The 20,095-nt window shown below is 39.5% G+C and carries 17 protein-coding genes and 2 pseudogenes; 14 read left to right on the top strand and 5 right to left on the bottom strand.

Annotated features, from left to right (window positions below; translation table 11 throughout):
- Positions 1-15 precede the first annotated feature (15 nt).
- Positions 16-1,062: a coproporphyrinogen III oxidase gene (locus A3835_01695; protein ORI09023.1), complete on the bottom strand. Its 1,047-nt coding sequence runs from the start codon at positions 1,060-1,062 to the stop codon at positions 16-18.
- A gap of 53 nt (positions 1,063-1,115) precedes the next feature.
- A complete protein-coding gene (locus tag A3835_01690; protein ORI09022.1) occupies positions 1,116-2,000 on the bottom strand; it encodes a hypothetical protein in 885 nt (294 codons plus the stop codon).
- A gap of 106 nt (positions 2,001-2,106) precedes the next feature.
- Here A3835_01690 and A3835_01685 point away from each other — a divergent pair, with 106 nt between their 5' ends.
- The 12 genes and pseudogenes from A3835_01685 to A3835_01630 all read left to right on the top strand — a co-directional run bounded on the left by A3835_01685 (position 2,107) and on the right by A3835_01630 (position 14,317).
- The gene (locus tag A3835_01685; protein ID ORI09021.1) at positions 2,107-4,053 is read left to right on the top strand and encodes a ligand-gated channel protein; all 1,947 of its coding nucleotides are present in this window, start codon (positions 2,107-2,109) and stop codon (positions 4,051-4,053) included.
- Position 4,054: 1 nt separating this feature from the next.
- Positions 4,055-5,152: a peptidase gene (locus tag A3835_01680; GenBank protein ORI09020.1), complete on the top strand. Its 1,098-nt coding sequence runs from the start codon at positions 4,055-4,057 to the stop codon at positions 5,150-5,152.
- A 63-nt stretch (positions 5,153-5,215) separates the two neighbouring features.
- A complete protein-coding gene (locus A3835_01675; protein ID ORI09019.1) occupies positions 5,216-5,680 on the top strand; it encodes an RNA pyrophosphohydrolase in 465 nt (154 codons plus the stop codon).
- Positions 5,680-6,881: pseudogene (locus A3835_01670) on the top strand (aspartate kinase). The gene A3835_01675 and the pseudogene A3835_01670 overlap by 1 nt, the downstream one beginning before the upstream one ends.
- Complete coding sequence (locus A3835_01665; protein ID ORI09018.1) at positions 6,881-7,423, top strand: hypothetical protein; 543 nt, start codon at positions 6,881-6,883, stop codon at positions 7,421-7,423. Before A3835_01670 ends, A3835_01665 begins: the two are co-directional and overlap by 1 nt.
- On the top strand, positions 7,424-8,044 hold the full coding sequence (locus A3835_01660) for a DNA polymerase III subunit delta' (GenBank protein ORI09017.1): 621 nt from the start codon (positions 7,424-7,426) through the stop codon (positions 8,042-8,044).
- Positions 8,041-9,180 (top strand): dihydropteroate synthase, encoded by a 1,140-nt coding sequence (locus tag A3835_01655; protein ORI09016.1) that lies wholly within the window; start codon positions 8,041-8,043, stop codon positions 9,178-9,180. Before A3835_01660 ends, A3835_01655 begins: the two co-directional genes overlap by 4 nt.
- A 31-nt stretch (positions 9,181-9,211) precedes the next feature.
- Complete coding sequence (locus A3835_01650; GenBank protein ID ORI09015.1) at positions 9,212-10,009, top strand: hypothetical protein; 798 nt, start codon at positions 9,212-9,214, stop codon at positions 10,007-10,009.
- Positions 10,010-10,112: 103 nt separating this feature from the next.
- Positions 10,113-12,054 (top strand): annotated as a pseudogene (locus A3835_01645) (DNA ligase (NAD(+)) LigA).
- Positions 12,044-12,757 (top strand): hemolysin, encoded by a 714-nt coding sequence (locus A3835_01640; GenBank protein ID ORI09014.1) that lies wholly within the window; start codon positions 12,044-12,046, stop codon positions 12,755-12,757. Before A3835_01645 ends, A3835_01640 begins: the two are co-directional and overlap by 11 nt.
- Entirely contained in the window at positions 12,723-13,616 is an 894-nt protein-coding gene (locus tag A3835_01635; protein ID ORI09013.1) for a bifunctional riboflavin kinase/FMN adenylyltransferase, read from the top strand. The genes A3835_01640 and A3835_01635 overlap by 35 nt, the downstream gene beginning before the upstream one ends.
- On the top strand, positions 13,613-14,317 hold the full coding sequence (locus A3835_01630; GenBank protein ID ORI09012.1) for a tRNA (cmo5U34)-methyltransferase: 705 nt from the start codon (positions 13,613-13,615) through the stop codon (positions 14,315-14,317). Before A3835_01635 ends, A3835_01630 begins: the two co-directional genes overlap by 4 nt.
- A gap of 65 nt (positions 14,318-14,382) precedes the next feature.
- On the opposite strand, the gene A3835_01625 is transcribed toward A3835_01630, so the two are convergent.
- From A3835_01625 to A3835_01615, 3 genes are all read right to left on the bottom strand, one after another.
- Entirely contained in the window at positions 14,383-16,140 is a 1,758-nt protein-coding gene (locus A3835_01625; protein ORI09011.1) for a formate dehydrogenase, read from the bottom strand.
- Positions 16,141-16,236: 96 nt separating this feature from the next.
- On the bottom strand, positions 16,237-16,659 hold the full coding sequence (locus A3835_01620) for a spermidine/putrescine ABC transporter substrate-binding protein (protein ORI09010.1): 423 nt from the start codon (positions 16,657-16,659) through the stop codon (positions 16,237-16,239).
- Between the two features lie 414 nt (positions 16,660-17,073).
- Positions 17,074-17,346 (bottom strand): 30S ribosomal protein S15, encoded by a 273-nt coding sequence (locus A3835_01615; GenBank protein ORI09009.1) that lies wholly within the window; start codon positions 17,344-17,346, stop codon positions 17,074-17,076.
- A 147-nt stretch (positions 17,347-17,493) separates the two neighbouring features.
- Here A3835_01615 and A3835_01610 point away from each other — a divergent pair, with 147 nt between their 5' ends.
- The gene (locus A3835_01610) at positions 17,494-17,898 is read left to right on the top strand and encodes an Rrf2 family transcriptional regulator (GenBank protein ORI09008.1); all 405 of its coding nucleotides are present in this window, start codon (positions 17,494-17,496) and stop codon (positions 17,896-17,898) included.
- Positions 17,899-17,900: 2 nt separating this feature from the next.
- Complete coding sequence (gene flhA, locus A3835_01605) at positions 17,901-20,093, top strand: EscV/YscV/HrcV family type III secretion system export apparatus protein (protein ID ORI09007.1); 2,193 nt, start codon at positions 17,901-17,903, stop codon at positions 20,091-20,093.
- The last annotated feature ends 2 nt before the right edge of the window (positions 20,094-20,095 follow it).

Here is a 20,095-nt window from a genome sequence, read left to right as displayed (position 1 = left end):
CAAAATTTTATAAATTTAGCCCTCGATAAAGAGTGCGATCTCGTCGCTTAGTAAGAAATTTGGATTGTAAAATTTGCCATTTTTAAAGAGTAGTTTTTCATTTTCTACAAGTAGATTCGCCCTCTTTTTCTGAGCCTCACTTAATAGTCCAGCCTCCACGCCAACTATGCTTCTAAGCCCTAAAAATATATGCTCTCTTACTAGCTCGCTTTGACTTAAAATTTCTTTTTTTCTGTAAGTTGGTTGTGAGATGTAGGCATCTATGCTATTTTTGGCGTAGTATCTCGTGCCATCCACGAAGCCCACGCTAAAAGCGCCCACACCAAGGTAATTTTTGCCTTGCCAATAGCCAAGATTGTGCTTACAAATTTGCCCGTAATTTGAAATTTCATACTGCCCAAAGCCAGCAAGCCCAATTTGCTCTATCATAAATTTAGCCAGGCTGTCGCTATCTTTTTTATAACTTTTTTTACCAGCAAAAGGGGTGCTTTCTTCAAGAGTGAGCGAGTAAGCACTTAGGTGCGTGATAGCAAGGTTTTTTAAATTTGCCACTTCAGCTAAAAGACGCTTTTTAGTGTCAAATTTGGTGTCATAGATGAGGTCTAAATTTATATTGTTAAAGCCAGCGGTCTTGGCATTTTCAACTGCTTTAAAAATTTGCTCCCTACTGTGAATGCGTCCTAGAAATTTTAGCTTATCTTCAAAAAAACTTTGAGCGCCAAAGCTGATGCGATTTGCGCCTAAATTTTTAACATGTTTTAGCCAAGTAAGGGTTGCTGAGTTTGGGTTTGCTTCAAGTGTGATCTCGGCTTCTGGTGTGCAAAGAGGCGCTAAAATGCTAAAAATTTCATCATAAAATTTAACATTTACCGCGCTTGGTGTGCCGCCACCAAAAAAGATAGTAGAAATTTCTTTTACATTTTGGCTTTTTAGCTGAAAATTTAGATCAAGGCAAAGTGCCTTAAAATAGGCACTAACCTTGTTAAATTCGTCATCGCTTGAGCCAAAGGCGCAGTAGGGACATTTGCTTTCGCAAAATGGTACGTGGATATAAACTTGCAAATTTCTCTCTTTAAAATTTTGGCGATTATAAGAAATTTGGCATTTATAGCAGTTTAAAAGTAGCTTTTTGTCTTTAAGAGTTTGCTTGGCAAAAAGCCAAAATTTATCTTAAAAATTTTTGCAAAATGTGCAGTATTTGCGTAACCTACGATATTTGCAGCTTCTTTTATGCTGATATCGTTTTGCTCTAAAAGAGTAAAAGCTAGCTTTAGGCGCTCTTTTGCTAAGAGCTGATAGATCGTGTCTTTGAAAAATAGCTTAAAATTTTTCTTTAGCCAAAAGTCATTTGTGCCACAAAGATGAGCTAGCTCCTTGATGCTTGGAGGATTTTGCATACGGCTTAACAAGATCGTTTTAGCCTTTAAAAGAGTCTTTTCTTCATCACTGCCAAGTGAAAATTCGCTCTCTTTTCGTATTTTACTTTTGTAAATAAGCTCTAAAATTTTTGACTCGGTAAAAATTTCCCTCATCGCGCCTTCATATAAATTTGTCGTCTCAAGTTCATTTAAAACGCAAATTTGAGCTAAATCTTTTTTGTATTTTAAAAGCTCAAATTTATCATCAAATCTAAGTCCAGCAAATATCTCAAGCTTATTTGCGTAACTTTCGTCAAAAAGTAGTGTTTTTGTCTTATAAAATTTATTTTGATACTCAAAGATACCTTTAAAATCGTCATTAACAAGCCCAATGCAAAATTCATCTTTGTTTAAAATATACTCTTTTCTATCAAGTTTAAAGCAAAGATCGTTTTTAGCCTCATTAAACATTAAAAATAGGTATTTTTTAGACTTGTGACGATCTCTTTTTATCCTGCCGTTACATAAAATTTCACTTTTTAGATAGCTAATACCGCTACTTTGTTTGAAAAACTCTACGCTTATTTGTTTTTCCTTTTGAGATATCTCTCTTGTTCCATATTTTTTGTCTAAATTTATCATTTTATCCCTCAAGCGTTAAATTTAATCCCTTTAGCGTTACGTATGATATTGATAACGATTATTTAATTTTAGTAAAATGCACATTAAATTTTTATAAGGAGTTTTTGTGAAAAGGGCATTAAAAATTTCTATTTGTGCGGCAATTTTTATAAATTTACCGCTTTTTGCAAATGAAGATAAGGTTCTACCAGAGGTTAAAGTAGTGAGTGCAACAGGATTTGAGCAAAATATCAAAGACGCACCAGCAACGCTTAGTGTTATAACCAAAGAGGCATTAGAAAAGAAAAATCACAAAGATATCGAGAGTATGACCAAAGATATCCCAAGTCTTTTTGGGACAAGTCCCGCAGCGGCAAATAGACGAGGAATTTCTATACGTGGATTCTCTCCAAGATTTACTAAAATTCTAGTAAATGGCATGCCAGTACCAGGCGATAACGCCTATAAAGGACTTAGAAGTGTTGGAGGCTCATATAGTTTCGTCCCACCAGCAAGTGCGATAAGCCGTATTGAAGTGATACGTGGACCTATGAGCTCGCTTTATGGAAGCGATGCACTTGGTGGAGTTATAAATATCATTACAGATGAGTTTAGTAATGAATTTGGTGCAAATCTTGGCTCAAGCTATAAATTTGCAAGAAATAAAAATATAAGTGGCGAGTTTTACAATAGCCTTTATTTGCACTCTGGACTAATTGATGATGTTTTAAGTGTTTCTGTTTATGGTAAAAATTTAAATAAATCAGAAGATAAAATTTCTTATGGAATCAGAGAGCAAAAGGATAGAAATTTTGGTGCAAAACTATTTTTTAAGCCAAATGAAAATAATGATCTTATACTTGAGCTTGCAAGAAGCGATGTGAAATATAAAAGAACTAAAGGCAAAACACTATCAACTGGTACTAACTCGGTTGCTAGCGAGAGAATAGAGGGAGATATGATAAATTTAAGCCACGAAGCAAGGCTTGATAATATCTTGCTTCAAAGCTATTTATCTTATGGCAAGCTAAAAGAGACAGCTCAACAAAATTTGACGTTAAAGACTCTAAATTTTGATACAAAAGGCTCATATTTTACCGATAATAATGCCTTTACATTAGGACTAAACGCTAAAAAAGAAAAACTTGACGAAAAGGCTACCACAGCAGATGCGGCAAATGTAAAAAGGTATGATGTTTCGCTTTACGGCGAAGATGATTATCATCTTACAAAAGACTTTATCTTAAGTACTGGTATTCGTTATAACTACGATGAAAACTATGGATCGCACGTTTCACCAAGAATTTATAGCATCTATAGCTTAAACGACTTTTTCGCCTTAAAGGGTGGAGTTAGCACAGGTTATGCAACACCCGATATCAAGCAACGCACACAAGATCTTGCGTTGCCATTTGCTGGAGGACTTGGAGCACAGCTTGGTAGAAGCAGCCTTAAGCCAGAGACAAGCGTAAGTTATGAATTTGGTGGCGTTTATAATAATAATGAAGGTTTTGAAACGTCTTTAACTGGCTTTTACACAAGTTTTAAAGATATGTTAAGCTATAACCCTATCTGCTCAAGAGGCAGCGTTTGTATGCATAAAGGTAAAATTTATCCAAATGGTATTTGGGAGAGTATAAATATCGGCAAGGCTGAAATTTACGGAGTTGAGCTAACAAATGAGTGGCAGGTGACAAATGCTCTTAGACTAAATCAAAGCTATGTTTATACAAAATCAAAACAAAAAGATGGACCAGAAGCTGGTAAAACCTTAAACAACTATCCGCTTCATACATTTAAATTTGGAGCGAACTACGAGCTAAATAGATGGCTAAATTTCTGGTCACAGATAAATTACTATGGTAGAACTAAAAACTCTTTTAACTATGCTAATGATATGAGAGCTTACGTTATCGCAGATCTTGGCATAAACTACAATGTAACTAAAAATTTCAGCCTAAACCTAAGCGTTTATAATCTCTTTAACGAGTTTTTTACGACAAGATCAAACAGATATGATATCTTAATAGCCGATGGGCAAAAGATCGAGCTTGGCTTTAATCTAAAGTTTTAAAATGTTTAAAATTTGGCGGAAATTTCACTTAATTTTAGCTCTTATCTTTGCTTTGCCGCTTTTGATAATTTCAATTAGTGGAGCAATTATTTCGTATCACGATGAGATAATTGAAGCTTTTAGCAAAGATGAGATAGACATAGCAACTAATAAAAGTGCTTTAAAAATAGATGAAATTTTAAAGGTCTTTAGTAAGACTTGGCCAAATTTTAACCTTAGTTATATAAAGATAAAAGGTGAGATAAATAGGGCTTATGTGGTAAGCGGCACAAGCGAGAGTGGCGAGTTTAAGTCGTTCTTTGTAGATCCATATACGGGCGAGATAGTCTCTGAAAATAGTGTGGAAAAATTTATAGGGCTAGCTTTAAATTTACATAAAAATCTAGGACTAGCTCTATTTAAAAATGAAAATTTATCTAAATTTGCAAGCGATATAGTGGCGATTTCAACGCTTGCACTACTTGTGATTTTATTAACTGGAGCGTTTATACAATTTTGGAGATTTAGAAGCAAATTTATTAGCGCCTTTGAGCTAAATCTAAAGGCAAAGAAATTTGCATTTTTATATTCGCTACACGGATTTTTGGGGCTTTATTTGGGGGCTATTTTGCTTATTATCTGTTTTAGCGGTCTATACTTTTCTTATGAGAAATTTGCTAAGGTTATAAATCAAATTTGTGGCGAAGAGAAGGTCTTTAAAAAGCCAAATTTTACTAGCAAAAATGGTTTTAGCCTAAATGATGAGCAAAAGGTAGAAAATCTTCAAAAAGCTTATGAAATTTTTACTTTAAAATTTGGAAATGAGTTTGATACTTTAAATTTTATTCTCAATAAAGACGGTGTAAAATTTATGATCTTTTACTTGCCAAAAGGCGCTAGTGAGAGTGATGGCGTTAGACTTGTAGTCGATACTGCAAGCGGAGAAATTTTAAAAAATACCATGCCAAAATCTTTTGAAATTTATAAATTTATGCTTGATCTGCACGCTGGATATACATTAGGAGAGGCCGGAAAATTTATCTTTTTTATGGCTTCTTGTGGAGTTGGCGTGCTACTTTTTAGTGGCTGTGTGATTTACTACAAACGGCGTAAAAAGTAGTTTTATTTATCTATCTCTTAACTCTTTTTAGTTATTATCCCAAATAAAATTTTTGGAAAAATCATGCAAAAAAAATACAGACCAAATGTGGCAGCTGTTATTTTGTCTAGCTTGTATCCATTTAAATGTGAAATTTTAGTCGCAAAAAGGGTGGATATGGATGATATTTGGCAGTTTCCTCAAGGCGGAATAGATGAAGGTGAGAGTCCAAAGCAGGCCTTAAAAAGGGAGCTTAAAGAAGAGATCGGAACTGATAAAATCGATATCTTAGATGAGTATCCGCAGTGGCTAAGCTACGACTTTCCAGCAAACGCGGCAAAGAAATTTTATCCATTTGACGGACAGACGCAAAAATATTTTTTGGTTAGACTTAAAAATGGTGCCAGCGTAAATTTAAAGACAGAGCATCCTGAGTTTAGCGAGTATAAATTTGTAGATTTTGGTAGAAGTTTAGAGAATATAAATCACTTTAAAAAGCCTATTTATGAAAAGGTTTTGAGTTATTTTAAAGAGAAAGGATATTTTTGATGTTGATCGTTCAAAAATTTGGCGGAACTAGCGTAGGAACACTTGAACGCATCGAAGCTGTGGCAAATAGAGTCATTGAGACAAAAAATAGCGGTGCAGACGTAGTTGTGGTAGTTTCTGCGATGAGCGGAGTTACAAATCAATTGGTTGAATATAGTGAGTATTTTTCAAAACATCCAGATGGCGTCGCCACTGATATGCTTTTAAGCTCTGGAGAGCAAGTAACGACCGCGCTTTTAACGATCGCACTTAATGCAAAAGGCTATGCATGTGTGGGTATGACAGGTGCGATGGCAGGCATAATTACTGATGATATTCATACAAAAGCAAGGATCGAAAGGATAGAGACTGATAGGCTAAAGCCGAGCTAAAAGCTGGCAAAATCGTAGTTGTGGCTGGCTTTCAAGGTATAGATGAAAAAGGTAATATCACAACCCTTGGTAGAGGCGGCAGTGATCTTAGTGCAGTTGCATTAGCAGGGGCGCTTGATGCTGATCTATGCGAAATTTTTACCGATGTTGATGGCGTTTATACGACTGATCCAAGGATAGAAAAAAAGGCAAAAAAACTTGAGAAGATAAGCTATGATGAGATGCTAGAGCTCGCTTCTGCTGGTGCAAAGGTGCTACAAAATCGCTCAGTCGAGCTAGCAAAAAAACTAAATGTAAAACTCATTACAAGAAGTAGCTTTAATCACAACGAAGGTACATTAATAGCAAAGGAAGATGACAATATGGAAGCAGTTTTAGTAAGCGGAATAGCACTAGATAAAAATCAAGCAAGAGTAACTCTAAGAGGCGTAGTTGATAAGCCTGGCATCGCAGCAGAAATTTTTACAGCTTTAGCTCATGAAAATATAAACGTAGATATGATAATCCAAAACGTAGGACATGACGGTACTACAAATTTAGGCTTTACAGTGCCACAAAATGAGCTTGAACTAGCAAAAGAGACTATGCAAAAGCTCTCAGCTGCAAAACATATAGAATTTGATGATGCGATCGTGAAAGTTTCAGTTATAGGCGTAGGCATGAAGAGCCATAGCGGCGTAGCATGTCTAGCATTTGAAACGCTTGCAAAAGAGGGTATAAATATCCAAATGATCTCAACAAGCGAGATAAAAATTTCAATGATCGTTGATCAAAAATATGGCGAGCTAGCAGTTCGCGTACTTCATGATGCGTATAAGTTAGATCAGTAATGCAAGACTTTATACAGTGGACGTTAAAGGCTATTAGGGACGAAGGTCCTTTGATGAGCTGGATGGAGGAAAGGCGTGTTGAATGGACGCCTTTACTAGCATCTAGGCTTAAATTTTTACTTGAAGGAAGGGCTTTTATAACTATCAGTGATGAAGAGCGAAGATGGTTTGAAACTTATCTTTTAAAAAAGATGAACCATTCAAAAAGCATTAGGCCATTTTTGCCTTTTTTTAGTCTAAGATCGCTTTATCCATCACTTGATGAGATAGAGACAAATGAGCAAAAACAGCTTCTAAAAGATATGCTAAGTCTTGCTTTCCCAAACGGATATTTGTTTTTTTATATCGGAAAGAGCCTTGATAAATATGCGAATTTAGCCAAAAGCGATGAGGATAGTTATATGTGGCTATTTGACGAGCAGGCACAAAATAGCTTTACTCTTAGCTCGAGTGACGAAAATTTAGACGTTAAACTAATAAGCCTTTGTAAAATTTTTGATAAAAGCATTGATGCGGCACTCTTTGCAAAGGTGATACTCTAAATGCTTAATAAAATCGTAGTTACAAGCGATTTTGAAAATTTAAAAGCCAAACTTGAAGATGAGTTTGGCATTAATAATTTAAGATTTTATGTAAGTGATGATTTTTTGCTAGAAAATGCAAAGGAGGTCATCTCAGAAGCTTACATTGCTGAAAAAGATGAAAAAATTTTAGTAATACATGCTAATTCTTTTAGGACAGAGGCTCAAAATGCACTTTTAAAGATCATTGAAGAGCCCCCAAGAAATATCAAATTTATAATAGCAACACAGAGTAAAAATTTACTTCTACCAACGATTAGATCAAGAATGCTCATAGAAAATAATCTAACCAAAAAGCCAAAAATAACCCTTGATCTAAATTTAAAATCGCTTAGCCTAAAAGAGCTAACAGGCTTTATCGATCAAAAGATAGCAGAGGAGCAAGCTCAGAAATTTGGCAAAAACGAGTTAAAAGAGCTTGTTGGCGTTATCGTGACAAAGGCGGTTGATAGCGGGTATAAATTTAATGGTGATGAGATGGATTATTTTTTCTCGCTCATCAAGCTTGCCGATCTAAACGCCAAGTCTCACGCCGTGCTAACGCCGCTACTGCTTACTATATTTCAAAAAGGACGACGTTGAAATTTTATAAGATAAATAATAAAAGCGACTTTGATGAAATTTGCAAGGCCGTCTCGCCAAGTCCGGGTGGCGCGAAGCTCATGCATGAAAAGAGCGAGATAAATTTTATTTACATAGATGAGATAAAAACCCCAGCGGCAAATATATTAAAGCAAGATGCATTAAGTGTTGGTGCTGAGCTGGTAACACACAAAGATACGATTTTGGGTAAGCAGAGTCTAAATAAAGCATTGCTAATGGCGACAAATGCACAGCTTAGACAGTTAGCTAAAAAAGAGAAGCTACAAGACTTTGGGCTTAAAAATTTAGCAGCCTTTTTAGAGACAAAATTTATAAAGCCAACAAAGCCTCTTATAATGGGCGTTGTAAATATAAACACAGATAGCTTTAACGAACAAAGCCGCATAAATACGCAAAATGGTATTTCAAAAATAGAATATATGATAGAAGTAGGTGCAGACTACATCGACCTTGGTGGCGTTAGCTCAAGGCCAGGGAGCGAGTATTGCGGCCGTGAAGAGGAATTTAGGCGCATAAAAGATATCGTGGAGGAAATTTACAAGCTAAATTTACACGAAAAGGCGAAATTTAGCCTTGACAGCTTTGATGAGTATTGCTTAGAATTTGCGCTAAACCACGGCTTTAAAATGATAAATGACATCACGGCAAATGCCTCACTTGCCACGCTTGCGGCACAATATGACGCTGAGTTTTGCATGATGCATATGCAAGGCGATCCTGCGACTATGCAGGTCGCACCAAAATATAACGACTTAATCGGCGAGATAGCAGACTTTTTTGAGCAAAAGATAGCACTAGCAAAGGAGCTTGGCGCCAAAAAACTAGTGCTTGATGTGGGTATTGGCTTTGGTAAGACGGCTGAACAAAATTTATTGCTTATCAAGCATTTAGAGCATTTTTTAAAATTTGACTGCCCGCTACTTGTTGGTGCCAGCCGCAAATCAGTCATAAACCACTACTACCCAAGCGAGGTCAAAGATCGTCTGCCAGGCTCGCTTTACCTACACTTAAAGGCCTTCGAAAACGGCGCACATATCATTAGGACGCACGATGTGGCCGAGCATAAGCAGCTTTTTGATATGCATGAGGCGATGAGTCAAGCCACGCTTTGGTAGGACGAGGCCAAAGTTTGATAAAAGAGACTAGATGAGAAATTTACTTCCGCCACCTTGGATTAAATTTCCAAGTATGGATCCATTTTCCATCGGCTGGAGGATGGGCGCTAGCGAGGATTATAAGTTTAAATTTAATGACTGGCTAAAAACACTCAGTCAAGATGAGCGTACCGAGTACAGGCGCCTTTTTGCTGAGCCTGCGATCTGGCGTGGGTACTGGGATGAGAGGCTTGGAAGCGACGAAAGTGCGCTTTTTATCAACGATGAATTTGCTATCCCCCTTTGGGATTGCGAGCCAAGATATGATCTAGCGTGGCTAAAAAAGCGTTACAACGCAGGTACGGCTGGCAAGTTTTTGTTATTTTGGGGTCATCAAAAGAGCGCAAGTATAAGTACCAGTTGCCTAAGCCAGTGGTACGCTGCTAGCTTTTGGCAAGATGAGGTGAGATACGTTTGCGCCGAGCAGTACATGATGGCGAAAAAGGCCGAGTGTTTTGGCGACGAGGAGACTTTGGAGCAAATTTTGGCTGCTAAAGATCCGGCGCAGATGAAGGCGCTTGGCAGGCAGGTGTGTGGCTTTGACGCTAAGGTCTGGGACGAGGTCAAATTTAGTGTCGTGCTAAATGCGAGCTATCTAAAATTTAGCCAAAATGCCCCTTTGCGTGACTTTTTACTTCAAACTGGGAGCAAAATTTTAGTCGAGGCAAGCCCAGTTGATAAAATTTGGGGCATAGGTTTGGGCGCAAGCGATGAAAATGCGCAAAATCCTATGAAGTGGCGAGGGCAAAATTTGCTTGGCTTTGCGCTGATGAGAGCTAGAGAGAGATAGCAAAGGTCTATAAAAATGCCCATTTATGTGACGCGAGAGAGCTAAATTTGGATCATTTATAAAGTATGTTTAAGATAAAATGCGGTGTAAATTTGGAGCAAAAATGACAAAACAAGAGTATGAAAAAGCAGTAGATACGCTAAATGCGTGGGCAAAGGCCTACTACGACGAGGACGAGCCACTTGCAAGCGACGAGGAGTATGACGCGCTATATCATGCGGTGCTTGATTATGAACAGGCAAATCCCAGTGAAATTTCGCTATTTTCGCCGACTAAGCGAGTGGGCGGAGGCGTAAAAGAGGGTTTTAGCAAGGCAAGCCACATAAAGCGCATGTGGAGCATGGAGGATATCTTTAGTCTTGGCGAGCTTGATGCGTGGCTAAAGCGCGGTGATAAAGAGAATTTGACCTTTGTTGCTGAGCCAAAATTTGACGGAGCGAGCCTAAATTTACTCTATGAAAATGGCGTTTTAGTTAGGGCGATAACCAGAGGCGACGGCGTTACAGGCGAGGACGTGACGCAAAATGCAAGGACCATTAGCTCGGTGCCAAAGAGCATTAGCTACAAAGGGCTCATTGAAATCAGGGGCGAAGTCGTCATAAGAAAAGATGACTTTGAGCTACTAAATATAGAGCGCGCAAAAAATGGCGAGGCGCCACTTTCAAACCCTAGAAACGCAGCCGCAGGCAGTCTTAGACAGCTTGATAGCGCAGTCACTGCAAAAAGAAAGCTACTTTTTATACCTTGGGGCGTGGGCGAGCAGAGCCTTGGGCTAAAAGATCACAGCGAGGTGATGAAATTTGTGCGTGATCTTGGCTTTGAGAGGGATGATTTTTCAAAATTTTAAAAAAAGATGAGCTTGAGGCCGCATATAACGAGCTCTTGGCAAATCGCGACTCAAAAAGCGTGATGATGGATGGCATGGTGATACGTGTAAATGATCTTGCACGCTGCGAGCAGCTGGGCTACACGGTCAAATTTCCAAAATTTATGGTGGCGTTTAAATTTCCAGCCATTGAAAAGGTCACAAGGCTAAGAGACGTGGCACTTCAGGTCGGTAGAAGCGGCGTAGTAACGCCTGTTGGCGTGCTTGATGAGGTAAATATAGACGGTGCTAATGTAAAATCCGCCACCCTTCATAACTTCGACGAGATCGAGCGCCTTGGTGTTATGAAAAACGATTACATCGGCATTATCCGCTCAGGAGATGTGATACCAAAGATCACAAAGGTTTTTAAAGATAGACGAGATGGTAGCGAGCAAGCGATAGAGAGGCCTAAATTTTGCCCAGTTTGTGGCTCGCACCTGCTTGATGAAGGGGTCTTTGTGAAGTGCCAAAATTTAAGCTGCAGGGCAAGAGTGGTGGGCTCAATAATCCACTACGCATCGAAAAAATGCCTAAATATAGACGGCCTTGGCGATGCGATCGTAAATTTGCTATTTGACAAGGGGCTGATCTCTTGCATAAAAGACATTTACGGCCTTAAATTTGATGATCTAATCGCGCTTGAGGGCTTTAAAGAGAAAAAGGTAAATAACCTTTTAAATGCCATTGAAGCCAGTAAAGGTGCGGAGCTAGCGCGCTTTATCACGGGCCTTGGCTGCGAGCACATTGGCGAAGTGGCAGCTAAAAAGCTAGCAAGTAGTTTTGGGCTGGGCTGGCTTGATGCTAGCTTTGAAGAGCTTGTCTCGCTTGAGGGCTTTGGCGTGGAGATGGCAAACAGCTTGATAGACTTTGCGAGGTAAATAGAGCAGAAATTTTAGCCCTAAGCCAGATCGTGCAGCCAAGCGTGGCGCAGGCACAAAGCATCTCAAATGCACTAAGTGGCAAGACGGTCGTTATAACTGGCACGCTAAGTCGCCCAAGAGATGAGATAAAGGCCGAGCTTGAGAGTTTTGGCGCAAAGGTTTCTGGCTCAGTTTCTAAAAAAACGGACTTCGTCTTAGCTGGCGAGGAGGCTGGCAGCAAGCTTGACAAAGCAAATGAGCTAGGTGTGCTGGTGATCGACGAGAGCGAATATGAGAGGCTAAAACTTGAGGTTTGATAACTACGTCGCAAGCGTTTTAAACATAAGTAGAAACAAGGCGAGCGAGCTGATAAAGGGCGGCAAGGTGCTAACAAATGGCGAAATTTGCACCAAGGTTTCAAGCGAGGTTAGCGAGGCTAAAATTTCGCTGCTTGATGAAATTTACGTTGGGCGAGGGGCGCTTAAGCTAAAGAGTTTTTTGGAGACGATGAAATTTGATCTAACTGGCAAAAACGCACTTGATATAGGTAGCTCGACTGGTGGCTTTATGCAAATTTTGTTAAGCAAAGGCGTAAAAAGCGTGACTGGTGTGGATGTGGGTACTGATCAGTTAGATGCCAGCCTAAGAAGCGATGAGCGAGTGAAAATTTATGAAAAAACTGACGTCAGAGAGTTTGCTAAGCAAGAGCAAGGTAAATTTGATCTAATAACCTGCGATGTTAGCTTTATCTCTTTAGCTGAAATTTTGCCTGCCATTTGTGAGCTAGCAAGCGTAAATTCGCTCATTATCACGCTTTTTAAGCCACAATTTGAAGTGGGTGTTGGCGTAAAACGAAATAAAAAAGGAGTCGTCACTGATATGAAAGCTATAAATTTAGCGATGAAGAGGTTTGAAGTGATGGCTAATGGCTTAGGATTTAAAATGATAACTTGCAAAGAGTGTGAAGTAAAAGGGAAAGAGGGAAATGCCGAATTTTTCTACGCTTTTAACAAAAGATAATATCACTGCCGTTGCGATAGGGCACTTTGACGGCGTGCACAGAGGGCACAAGCAGCTTTTAAAGCAGCTAGGCGAGTTTGGCGGACTTGTCGTGATTGATAAAAACAAAGCCAACATTACGCCAAAGCTAAAGCGAGCGGAGTACTCAAACTATCCTTGCTTCTTGTATGATTTTGAGAGCATAAAAGGGCTTAGCGGCGAGGAATTTATCGCACTTTTGAAGAGGGATTTTAAAAATTTAAAAAAGATCGTTGTTGGCTTTGATTTTAGATTTGGTAGAAATAGAGCATGGGACAAGCACGATCTGAAAAGAATTTTTGATGGAGAAGTAGTTGTCGTTGACGAGGTTTGCTACGATGGTATGGGCGTGCATAGCTCAGCCATTAGAGAGCTGATACGTCAGGGCAACATCGAAGAGGCAAACAGGCTAATAGGCAGGGAGTACTCAATCGAGGGCAATGTGATAAAAGGACAGGGCATCGGTGCAAAGGAGCTAGTTGCAACGCTAAATTTGGATGTAAAAAATTATCTTTTGCCTAAAGACGGCGTATACGCCACAAGAACAAGGATAGGCTCATATACCTACGGCTCGGTCACATTTATAGGCAATAGGCTTAGCACGGATGGAAATTTTAGCGTCGAGACACACATATTAGACGAGGTCGCGCCAAAAGTAGCGAAGCATGTCGCGGTTTGTTTTATAAAGCGCCTAAGAGATAATAAAAAATTTGACACACTTGAAGAGCTAAAAGAACAGATCAAATGCGATATAAACGGAGCTAGAGCTTGTGTTGGAGTGTGCGATCTTTTTGGTAACGAGACAATGAGATACTTTGATGGATACGGAGCTGGTATATGAGAGATGAAATTTTTAAAGAGCCTATAAGCAAGCAGTTTGAATTTGATGACTTTGTGGCGAGCGTTTTTGATGATATGATCTCGCGCTCAGTGCCATTTTACGACGTTAGTTCAAATCTAAACGCAAAGCTGCTTGCTAAAATTTTGCCAAAAGATGCAAGTGTATGCGACCTTGGCTGCTCGACGGCAAATAGCTTACTTTTACTAAACAACCTTAGAAACGACCTCGTGCTAAGTGGCGTGGATAACTCTGAAGCTATGCTAGCAAATGCCAAAAATAAGGCAAAGGCATATGGAGCAAAGATAAAATTTTTACTTGATGATATTTTAAAGTGTGAGCTAGTGGGCTTTGACGCAGTTTTGGCAAACTATACTTTGCAGTTTATCAGACCGCCAAAAAGGGCTGATCTAGTGCAAAAAATTTATAACGGACTAAATGAAAATGGAGTTTTTTTGTTTAGTGAAAAGATCATCTTTGAAGATAAGAAGCTTACTAAAAGCGTCATAGAAATTTACGAGGACTACAAACAGGCGCAAGGCTACTCACGCTACGAGATCGCCCAAAAAAGGGAGGCACTTGAAAATGTGCTGGTGCCATATACTGAAGAGGAAAATAGAAGCTTAGCCCTAAATGCTGGCTTTAAGCATGTTGCGAGCACGTTTAAATGGGGAAATTTTATGAGCTTTTTGGCGTTTAAGTAAAACGCTCTTTTAAATTTATATCTACTATTATTTATAGAAAAGTGAGGCGCGAAGCCTCACTAAATTTACTCATTTATCGCTACGTTTCCGTGGTGGTGGAAGTCATCGTAGATGATCTTTGAAGTTTGGAATTTCTCGCGTTTTAGCTCGCGAACTCGTAAAAATTCCTCTTCATCGATCTTTTTGATCTGGATAGCTGCTTTAAATGTCGGAGTCTTGCTGATATAGTCCCAACCGCTGCTTGTTAGCTCGTTGCAAGAGCTCTCCCAGTAGTGGAAGGTCATCTGGATGATGCCATCAGGCACGATGTCAGTCACTTCAGCTTTTACGACGATGTAGCCGTATCTACTCCAAGCTTTGATGAAGTCGCCTTGTTTTAGTCCGTATCTCTCTGCAAGCGCTGGGCTCATCTCAGCGATAGGTCCGATGCTATCTCCGCCCTCTTCGATGGCACGTGAGCGTCTTGTCATGGTACCAACTGTGTATTGATAAACTTTTCTTGTAGTTAAAAGCTGTATCGGATACTCAGCGTCAGTCTTCTCATCGACTGAACCAGCCATGATAGGATACTCTGGTGACATATTCATCTTCTTAGCAAACTCAAGTTTTGCGCTCTCGATCTCATCAGCCTTATCCACAAATAGACAAGGCACGAAGCGGCCTTTACCATCAGGTGTAAAGAATTTCTTATCAAGATACAAGCTTTGACCGCCCATATCATCTTCAGTTGGGCATGGCCAGTGAAGTCCGTGATATTTTTTAAGTCTATAGTAGCTCATGCCGCCGTAGCGTCTAGGGTCACATTTTCTAACTTCTTCCCAAATCTCTTCTGGTGAATTGAAGTTAAAGCCCTCTGTTGCGCCCAAACGACGTGCGATCTCGCAAACGATCCACCAGTCTTGTCTAGCATCACCTGGAGGTGTTATGACTGCTTCGTTGTGCTGGACACGGCGCTCTGCGTTTGTGTAAAGACCCTCTTTTTCACTACTTGCAACGCCAGGGAGAACGACGTCAGCTTTTAGTGAAGTCTCAGTTAAAAATAGATCTTGAACCACGTAGAAATCGACATTTGCAATGCCTTTTAAGAAGTGGTTTGTATTTGGCTCAGAGATGACCGGGTTTTCACCGATAGTCCAGAAGAAATGCACTCTGCCATCAAGTATCGCATCAGGCACTTCAGTTTTATGGATGCCTATTTTTGAGTTTAAAAATCCAGGTTCTAGGTGCCATATTTTCTCAAACCAAGCTCTTTGCTCTGGGTCAGTTACTGAACCAAGATTTGGGAAGATATTTGGTAAAACGCCCATATCGCAGCAGCCTTGAACGTTCTCTTGACCTCTAAGCGGCAAGTCGCCTGTGCCAAGCTCACAGATGTTTCCAGTGATCAAGAATAAATTTGATACATCGCAAACTCCGCCAACGCCGTGGTTGAAGTGAGTTACGCCCATGCCGTGAGTGATGACGGCTGGTTTTGTGGTGGCATACATTCTAGCAGCTGCTCTGATATCCTCTGGATTTAGCCTTGTGTATTTTGCTACAACCTCTGGGGCATAGTCTTTTACAGCTTCTTTAACGTACTCGATGCCTATTGTGTGATCTCTTACAAACTCCTCATTTACAAGGCCTTCTTCGATGATAGTGTAAAGAAGTGCGTTAATAACTGGGATGTTGTGCTCAGGCTCTAGCTGCAAGTGGATATCGGCTCTACTTGCAAACTCAGTCTTAATGGGGTCGATAACGATCAGTTTTGCACCGCGGTTTAGCGCTCTTTGGATGTGCATAGCTGCGATTGGGTGACCATTTTCTGGGTTTGAGCCTATCATTAATATACAGTTACTATAAGTGCCAATCTCTGTAAAGCTATTTGTGGCAGCTCCGTTTCCGATTGTTTTAGCAAGTCCTGCTACTGTCGGAGCGTGTCAAATTCTAGCACAGTGATCGACGTTGTTTGTGCCAATTACAGCGCGCATTAGCTTTTGAGCGACGTAGTTGTCCTCTAATGTACAGCGTGCTGAGAAGTTACCTGCTAGTGAGTCAGGGCCGTATTTCTCTTTTGCCTCTTTCATCTTTTCTACGACAAGATCAAGCGCCTCGTCCCAGCTGGCCTCTTCAAATTCACCGTCCTTTGAAAAGACCCCGTTTTTCTTTCTAATAAGCGGCTTTGTAAGTCTGTCTGGACTTGCAACGTAGTCCCAGCCATAAAAGCCCTTTAAACATAAATTTCCTTGATTGACTGGATTGTCTTCGACGCCAGTTGCGGCACGAACGACGTTATTTTCCACATGCAAGGTAACCTGACAGCCCGTCCCACAATAAGGACAGATGACTTTGCCTTCTTTCATCATTTTCTCCTTTACTATGCAATATTTGCATATTTCTATATGGGTAATATTACTAGCCGAATTCTTAATCTTTAATAAAAATTCTTTATTATTAAAAATAAATTTATATTTTAAGTTAAAATTAAATAAATTTATAAAAATCGCTTATTTTAGGGTTTTATAGTAAATATAAATTTTGTATAAATTTAATATCTTTAGTAAATAAATAATAAAATACTTAAAATTGATATTTAAACTAAAATAAGAAAATTAATTTTAATTTAACCTTATTAAAAAAGATTAGTAGTATTGAAGAGGTATAAATTAATACTTAAAATAAAAAATTTAGTCATGAAATAGAAAGTTAAAGAAACAGAATTAATAAAATATAAGGAAACGAATTTAAATGGAGAGTCACTAGACTCTCCCATTGGATTATTTATCTCTTAAGCCAAGCTCAGAGATTAGTTTTGAATATGTAGCATAGTCTTTATTTTTAAGATACTTTAAAAGTCTTTTTCTTTGACCAACTAGTTTCAAAAGACCTAATCGTGATGAAAAGTCTTTTTTGAAAATTTTAAGGTGTTCTGTAAGTTCAGTTATTCTAGCTGTTAAAAGAGCTATTTGAACTTCTGGAGAGCCTGTATCTCCCTCTTTTCTAGCGAATTTCGCAACTATTTGAGCTTTTTTAGCCGAATCCAAAGCCATAATGACCTCCTGATTGGTGAATTTTGGAAGAGCGATTATAGCATTTAAAACATAAAATTAGATAAAACGGCGCTTTTTAAAAATTAATGAAAAATGCAGTAAAAATTTTATAGAATAATGGCTATTTAAAGAATTTAAGGAAGATAAATGCTTTTTACAAAGGCAAGCGAATACGCTCTACTTTCACTTATTTTAATATCCCAAAAATCATCACCAGTTGATGTCGATACGATTTCAAATGAGCTTAAAATTTCAAAAAGTTTTTTGGCTAAAATTTTACAAAATCTCGCAAAGGATGGAATTTTAAAGTCATTTAAAGGAGCAAATGGCGGCTTTGCACTAAATGATGAACCTGAAAATTTAACGATAAAAAAGATAATTGAGTGTGCCGAAAAGCGTGAGCTAAGCGTTTTTGAGTGCTCGTCTTCAGCACTTGGCTGCCCATCAAATAAAGCCTCAAGCTGTCAAATTTGGTCCATGTTTAGTGGTCTTCAAAACAAGATAGATGAGATGCTTGATGCGATAAAACTAAGTGACATCGTTAAGAAGTAGACTTGGCAAAGCAAAAAAATAGCATTTTAACGCTTGTTGCACCGTTTCTTGCGCCGGTTTTAAGGTTTAAAAGTCTTAGCATTGTTGGTATTATAGTCGCCATCCTTGCTATTATCATTGTCCCACTTCCAAGTGCTGTTCTTGACTTTTTTTTGGCGCTTTCGATCTCGATTTCAGTGCTTATTATTTTGATTTCTATTTATGTGCCAAAGCCAACTGATCTTAGTACGTTTCCGACACTTATTCTCATTGTTACATTATTTCGCTTGTCGCTAAATATCGCAACTACACGTATGATCCTAAGCGAAGGTCATAATGGCCCAGAAGCGGTTAGTGAGATCATCTCAAGCTTTGGAAATTTTGTCGTTGGTGGCAACTTTGTCATCGGCACCATCGTCTTTTGTATCCTGGTGCTCATAAATTTCATGGTTGTAACCAAAGGTTCAACTCGTGTAAGTGAAGTGCAAGCACGTTTTACACTTGATGCGATGCCAGGTAAGCAAATGGCAATAGACGCGGACCTAAATGCAGGTTTGATCGATGAAAAAACAGCGCGCGAAAGACGCCAGGCTATCATCGGCGAGGCAAATTTTTACGGTGCCATGGACGGTTCGTCTAAATTTATAAAAGGTGACGCCGTCGCTGGCATCATCATCACTATCATTAATATCATCGGTGGCTTTGCTATCGGCTCGTTTCAGCATGGCCTTGATATGGCGACATCGGCTCAGTATTATACGATCCTAACTATCGGTGATGGCCTTGTGAGCCAGATCCCAGGACTTATCACATCAACAGCGACTGCTATTATCATCACAAGGGCTAGCAAGGACGATGAGGACTTTGCAGAGGGCACGCTAAATCAGCTATTAGGGGATTATAAAACCTTGCTGATAGTGGGCTTCATACTATTTATGTTTGCTCTTGTCCCAGGGCTTCCGACTCTTTCTCTTGGCTTTATAGCAGTGCTATTTTTGGGGCTTGGCTACATCATCAAGCAGACCAAAGATGGCGGGCTAAATTTAAGCCTTGCGTCAAAAGACAAAACAGCTTCTAAAAAAGCTGGAGCCGCTACGCAAAGCGGAGCAGGTGCAGCTGCTAGTGGTGCCACCACTAAGGCGCCAAAGAAGAGCGACGAAGAGATCGCAAGAGAAGAAGAGACGAAGATAAACGACATCTTAAAGCTTGAAATTTTAGAGCTTGACCTAGGATATGGTCTGCTAAAGCTAGCTGATGTGGATCTCATTGAGAGGATTCGTGCTATGAGGCGAAATATCGCTTCAAGTCTTGGCTTTTTGATGCCAAAGATAAGGATCCGCGATAACCTTCAACTACCGCCAAACGAGTACCGCTTTAAGCTAAAAGGCATCGTGATCGGTCAGGGTGAAATTTACGCGGATAAATTTCTAGCGATGGATAGTGGCCTAGTTAGCGAAGATATCGAGGGGATTCCGACAAAAGAGCCAGCTTTTGGGCTGGATGCACTCTGGATCGATGCTAGCGTCAAAGAGGACGCCATACTTAGCGGATATACGATAGTTGATCCTGCAAGCGTCATCTCAACGCATATGAGCGAGCTTATCAAGCAAAATGCAGCTGAGCTTCTCACTCGCCAAGAGACGCAAAATTTATTAGACAAACTAAAGATCGACTACCCAGTTGTGGTCGAGGATACGCTAAGGATCGCACCTATAAATTTGATCCAAAAGGTTTTAAAAGCGCTGCTTAAAGACAATATCCCGATCAAAGATCTGCTTAGCATACTTGAGGCCATTAGTGATATCGCCGAGGTTAGTAAAAATTTAGACATGATCATCGAGCACGTGCGTGCAGCACTCTCACGTGTCATCACTTCGCTTTATATCGATGAGAAAGGTCAGCTAAATTTTTACATTTTAGATAGTGCCGCACAGCAAAAGCTTATGGACGCGGTGCAGTATAAAGACGGCGCGTATCACCTGATGATAAATGTGGCTCAAACTTCATCGATTGTTCAGGCTCTAAGGCATGAAAAAGAGAAACGGCCGATGAGTCAGCACGGCGAAATGGTGCTTTGCGTGGAGCCAAGCCTAAGAAAATTTATAGCAAATATTTGCGCAAATTTTGCCATCGACATCGTGGTGCTAAGCTTTGCTGAGATCTCTGCAAATACGCCATTTGAAACGGTTGGCGTCATAGAAATAGAAAATTTATAAAG

This window comes from Campylobacter concisus (genome assembly GCA_002092835.1).
In the GTDB taxonomy this organism is placed as follows: Bacteria; Campylobacterota; Campylobacteria; order Campylobacterales; family Campylobacteraceae; genus Campylobacter_A; species Campylobacter_A concisus_K.
Note: the sequence above shows the minus strand (reverse complement) of the source record. Positions and strands in the feature narration are given on the sequence as shown.

Excerpts from the sequence above, each read along its gene's own strand:
- A3835_01690 (ORI09022.1), bottom strand. The coding sequence starts at position 2,000 with ATGATAAATTTAGACAAAAAATATGGAACAAGAGAGATATCTCAAAAG.
- A3835_01680 (ORI09020.1), top strand. The coding sequence starts at position 4,055 with ATGTTTAAAATTTGGCGGAAATTTCACTTAATTTTAGCTCTTATCTTT.
- A3835_01675 (ORI09019.1), top strand. The coding sequence starts at position 5,216 with ATGCAAAAAAAATACAGACCAAATGTGGCAGCTGTTATTTTGTCTAGC.
- A3835_01665 (ORI09018.1), top strand. The coding sequence starts at position 6,881 with ATGCAAGACTTTATACAGTGGACGTTAAAGGCTATTAGGGACGAAGGT.
- A3835_01660 (ORI09017.1), top strand. The coding sequence starts at position 7,424 with ATGCTTAATAAAATCGTAGTTACAAGCGATTTTGAAAATTTAAAAGCC.
- A3835_01650 (ORI09015.1), top strand. The coding sequence starts at position 9,212 with ATGAGAAATTTACTTCCGCCACCTTGGATTAAATTTCCAAGTATGGAT.
- A3835_01635 (ORI09013.1), top strand. The coding sequence starts at position 12,723 with ATGCCGAATTTTTCTACGCTTTTAACAAAAGATAATATCACTGCCGTT.
- A3835_01630 (ORI09012.1), top strand. The coding sequence starts at position 13,613 with ATGAGAGATGAAATTTTTAAAGAGCCTATAAGCAAGCAGTTTGAATTT.
- A3835_01625 (ORI09011.1), bottom strand. The coding sequence starts at position 16,140 with ATGATAGGCTCAAACCCAGAAAATGGTCACCCAATCGCAGCTATGCAC.
- A3835_01620 (ORI09010.1), bottom strand. The coding sequence starts at position 16,659 with ATGAAAGAAGGCAAAGTCATCTGTCCTTATTGTGGGACGGGCTGTCAG.
- A3835_01615 (ORI09009.1), bottom strand. The coding sequence starts at position 17,346 with ATGGCTTTGGATTCGGCTAAAAAAGCTCAAATAGTTGCGAAATTCGCT.
- A3835_01610 (ORI09008.1), top strand. The coding sequence starts at position 17,494 with ATGCTTTTTACAAAGGCAAGCGAATACGCTCTACTTTCACTTATTTTA.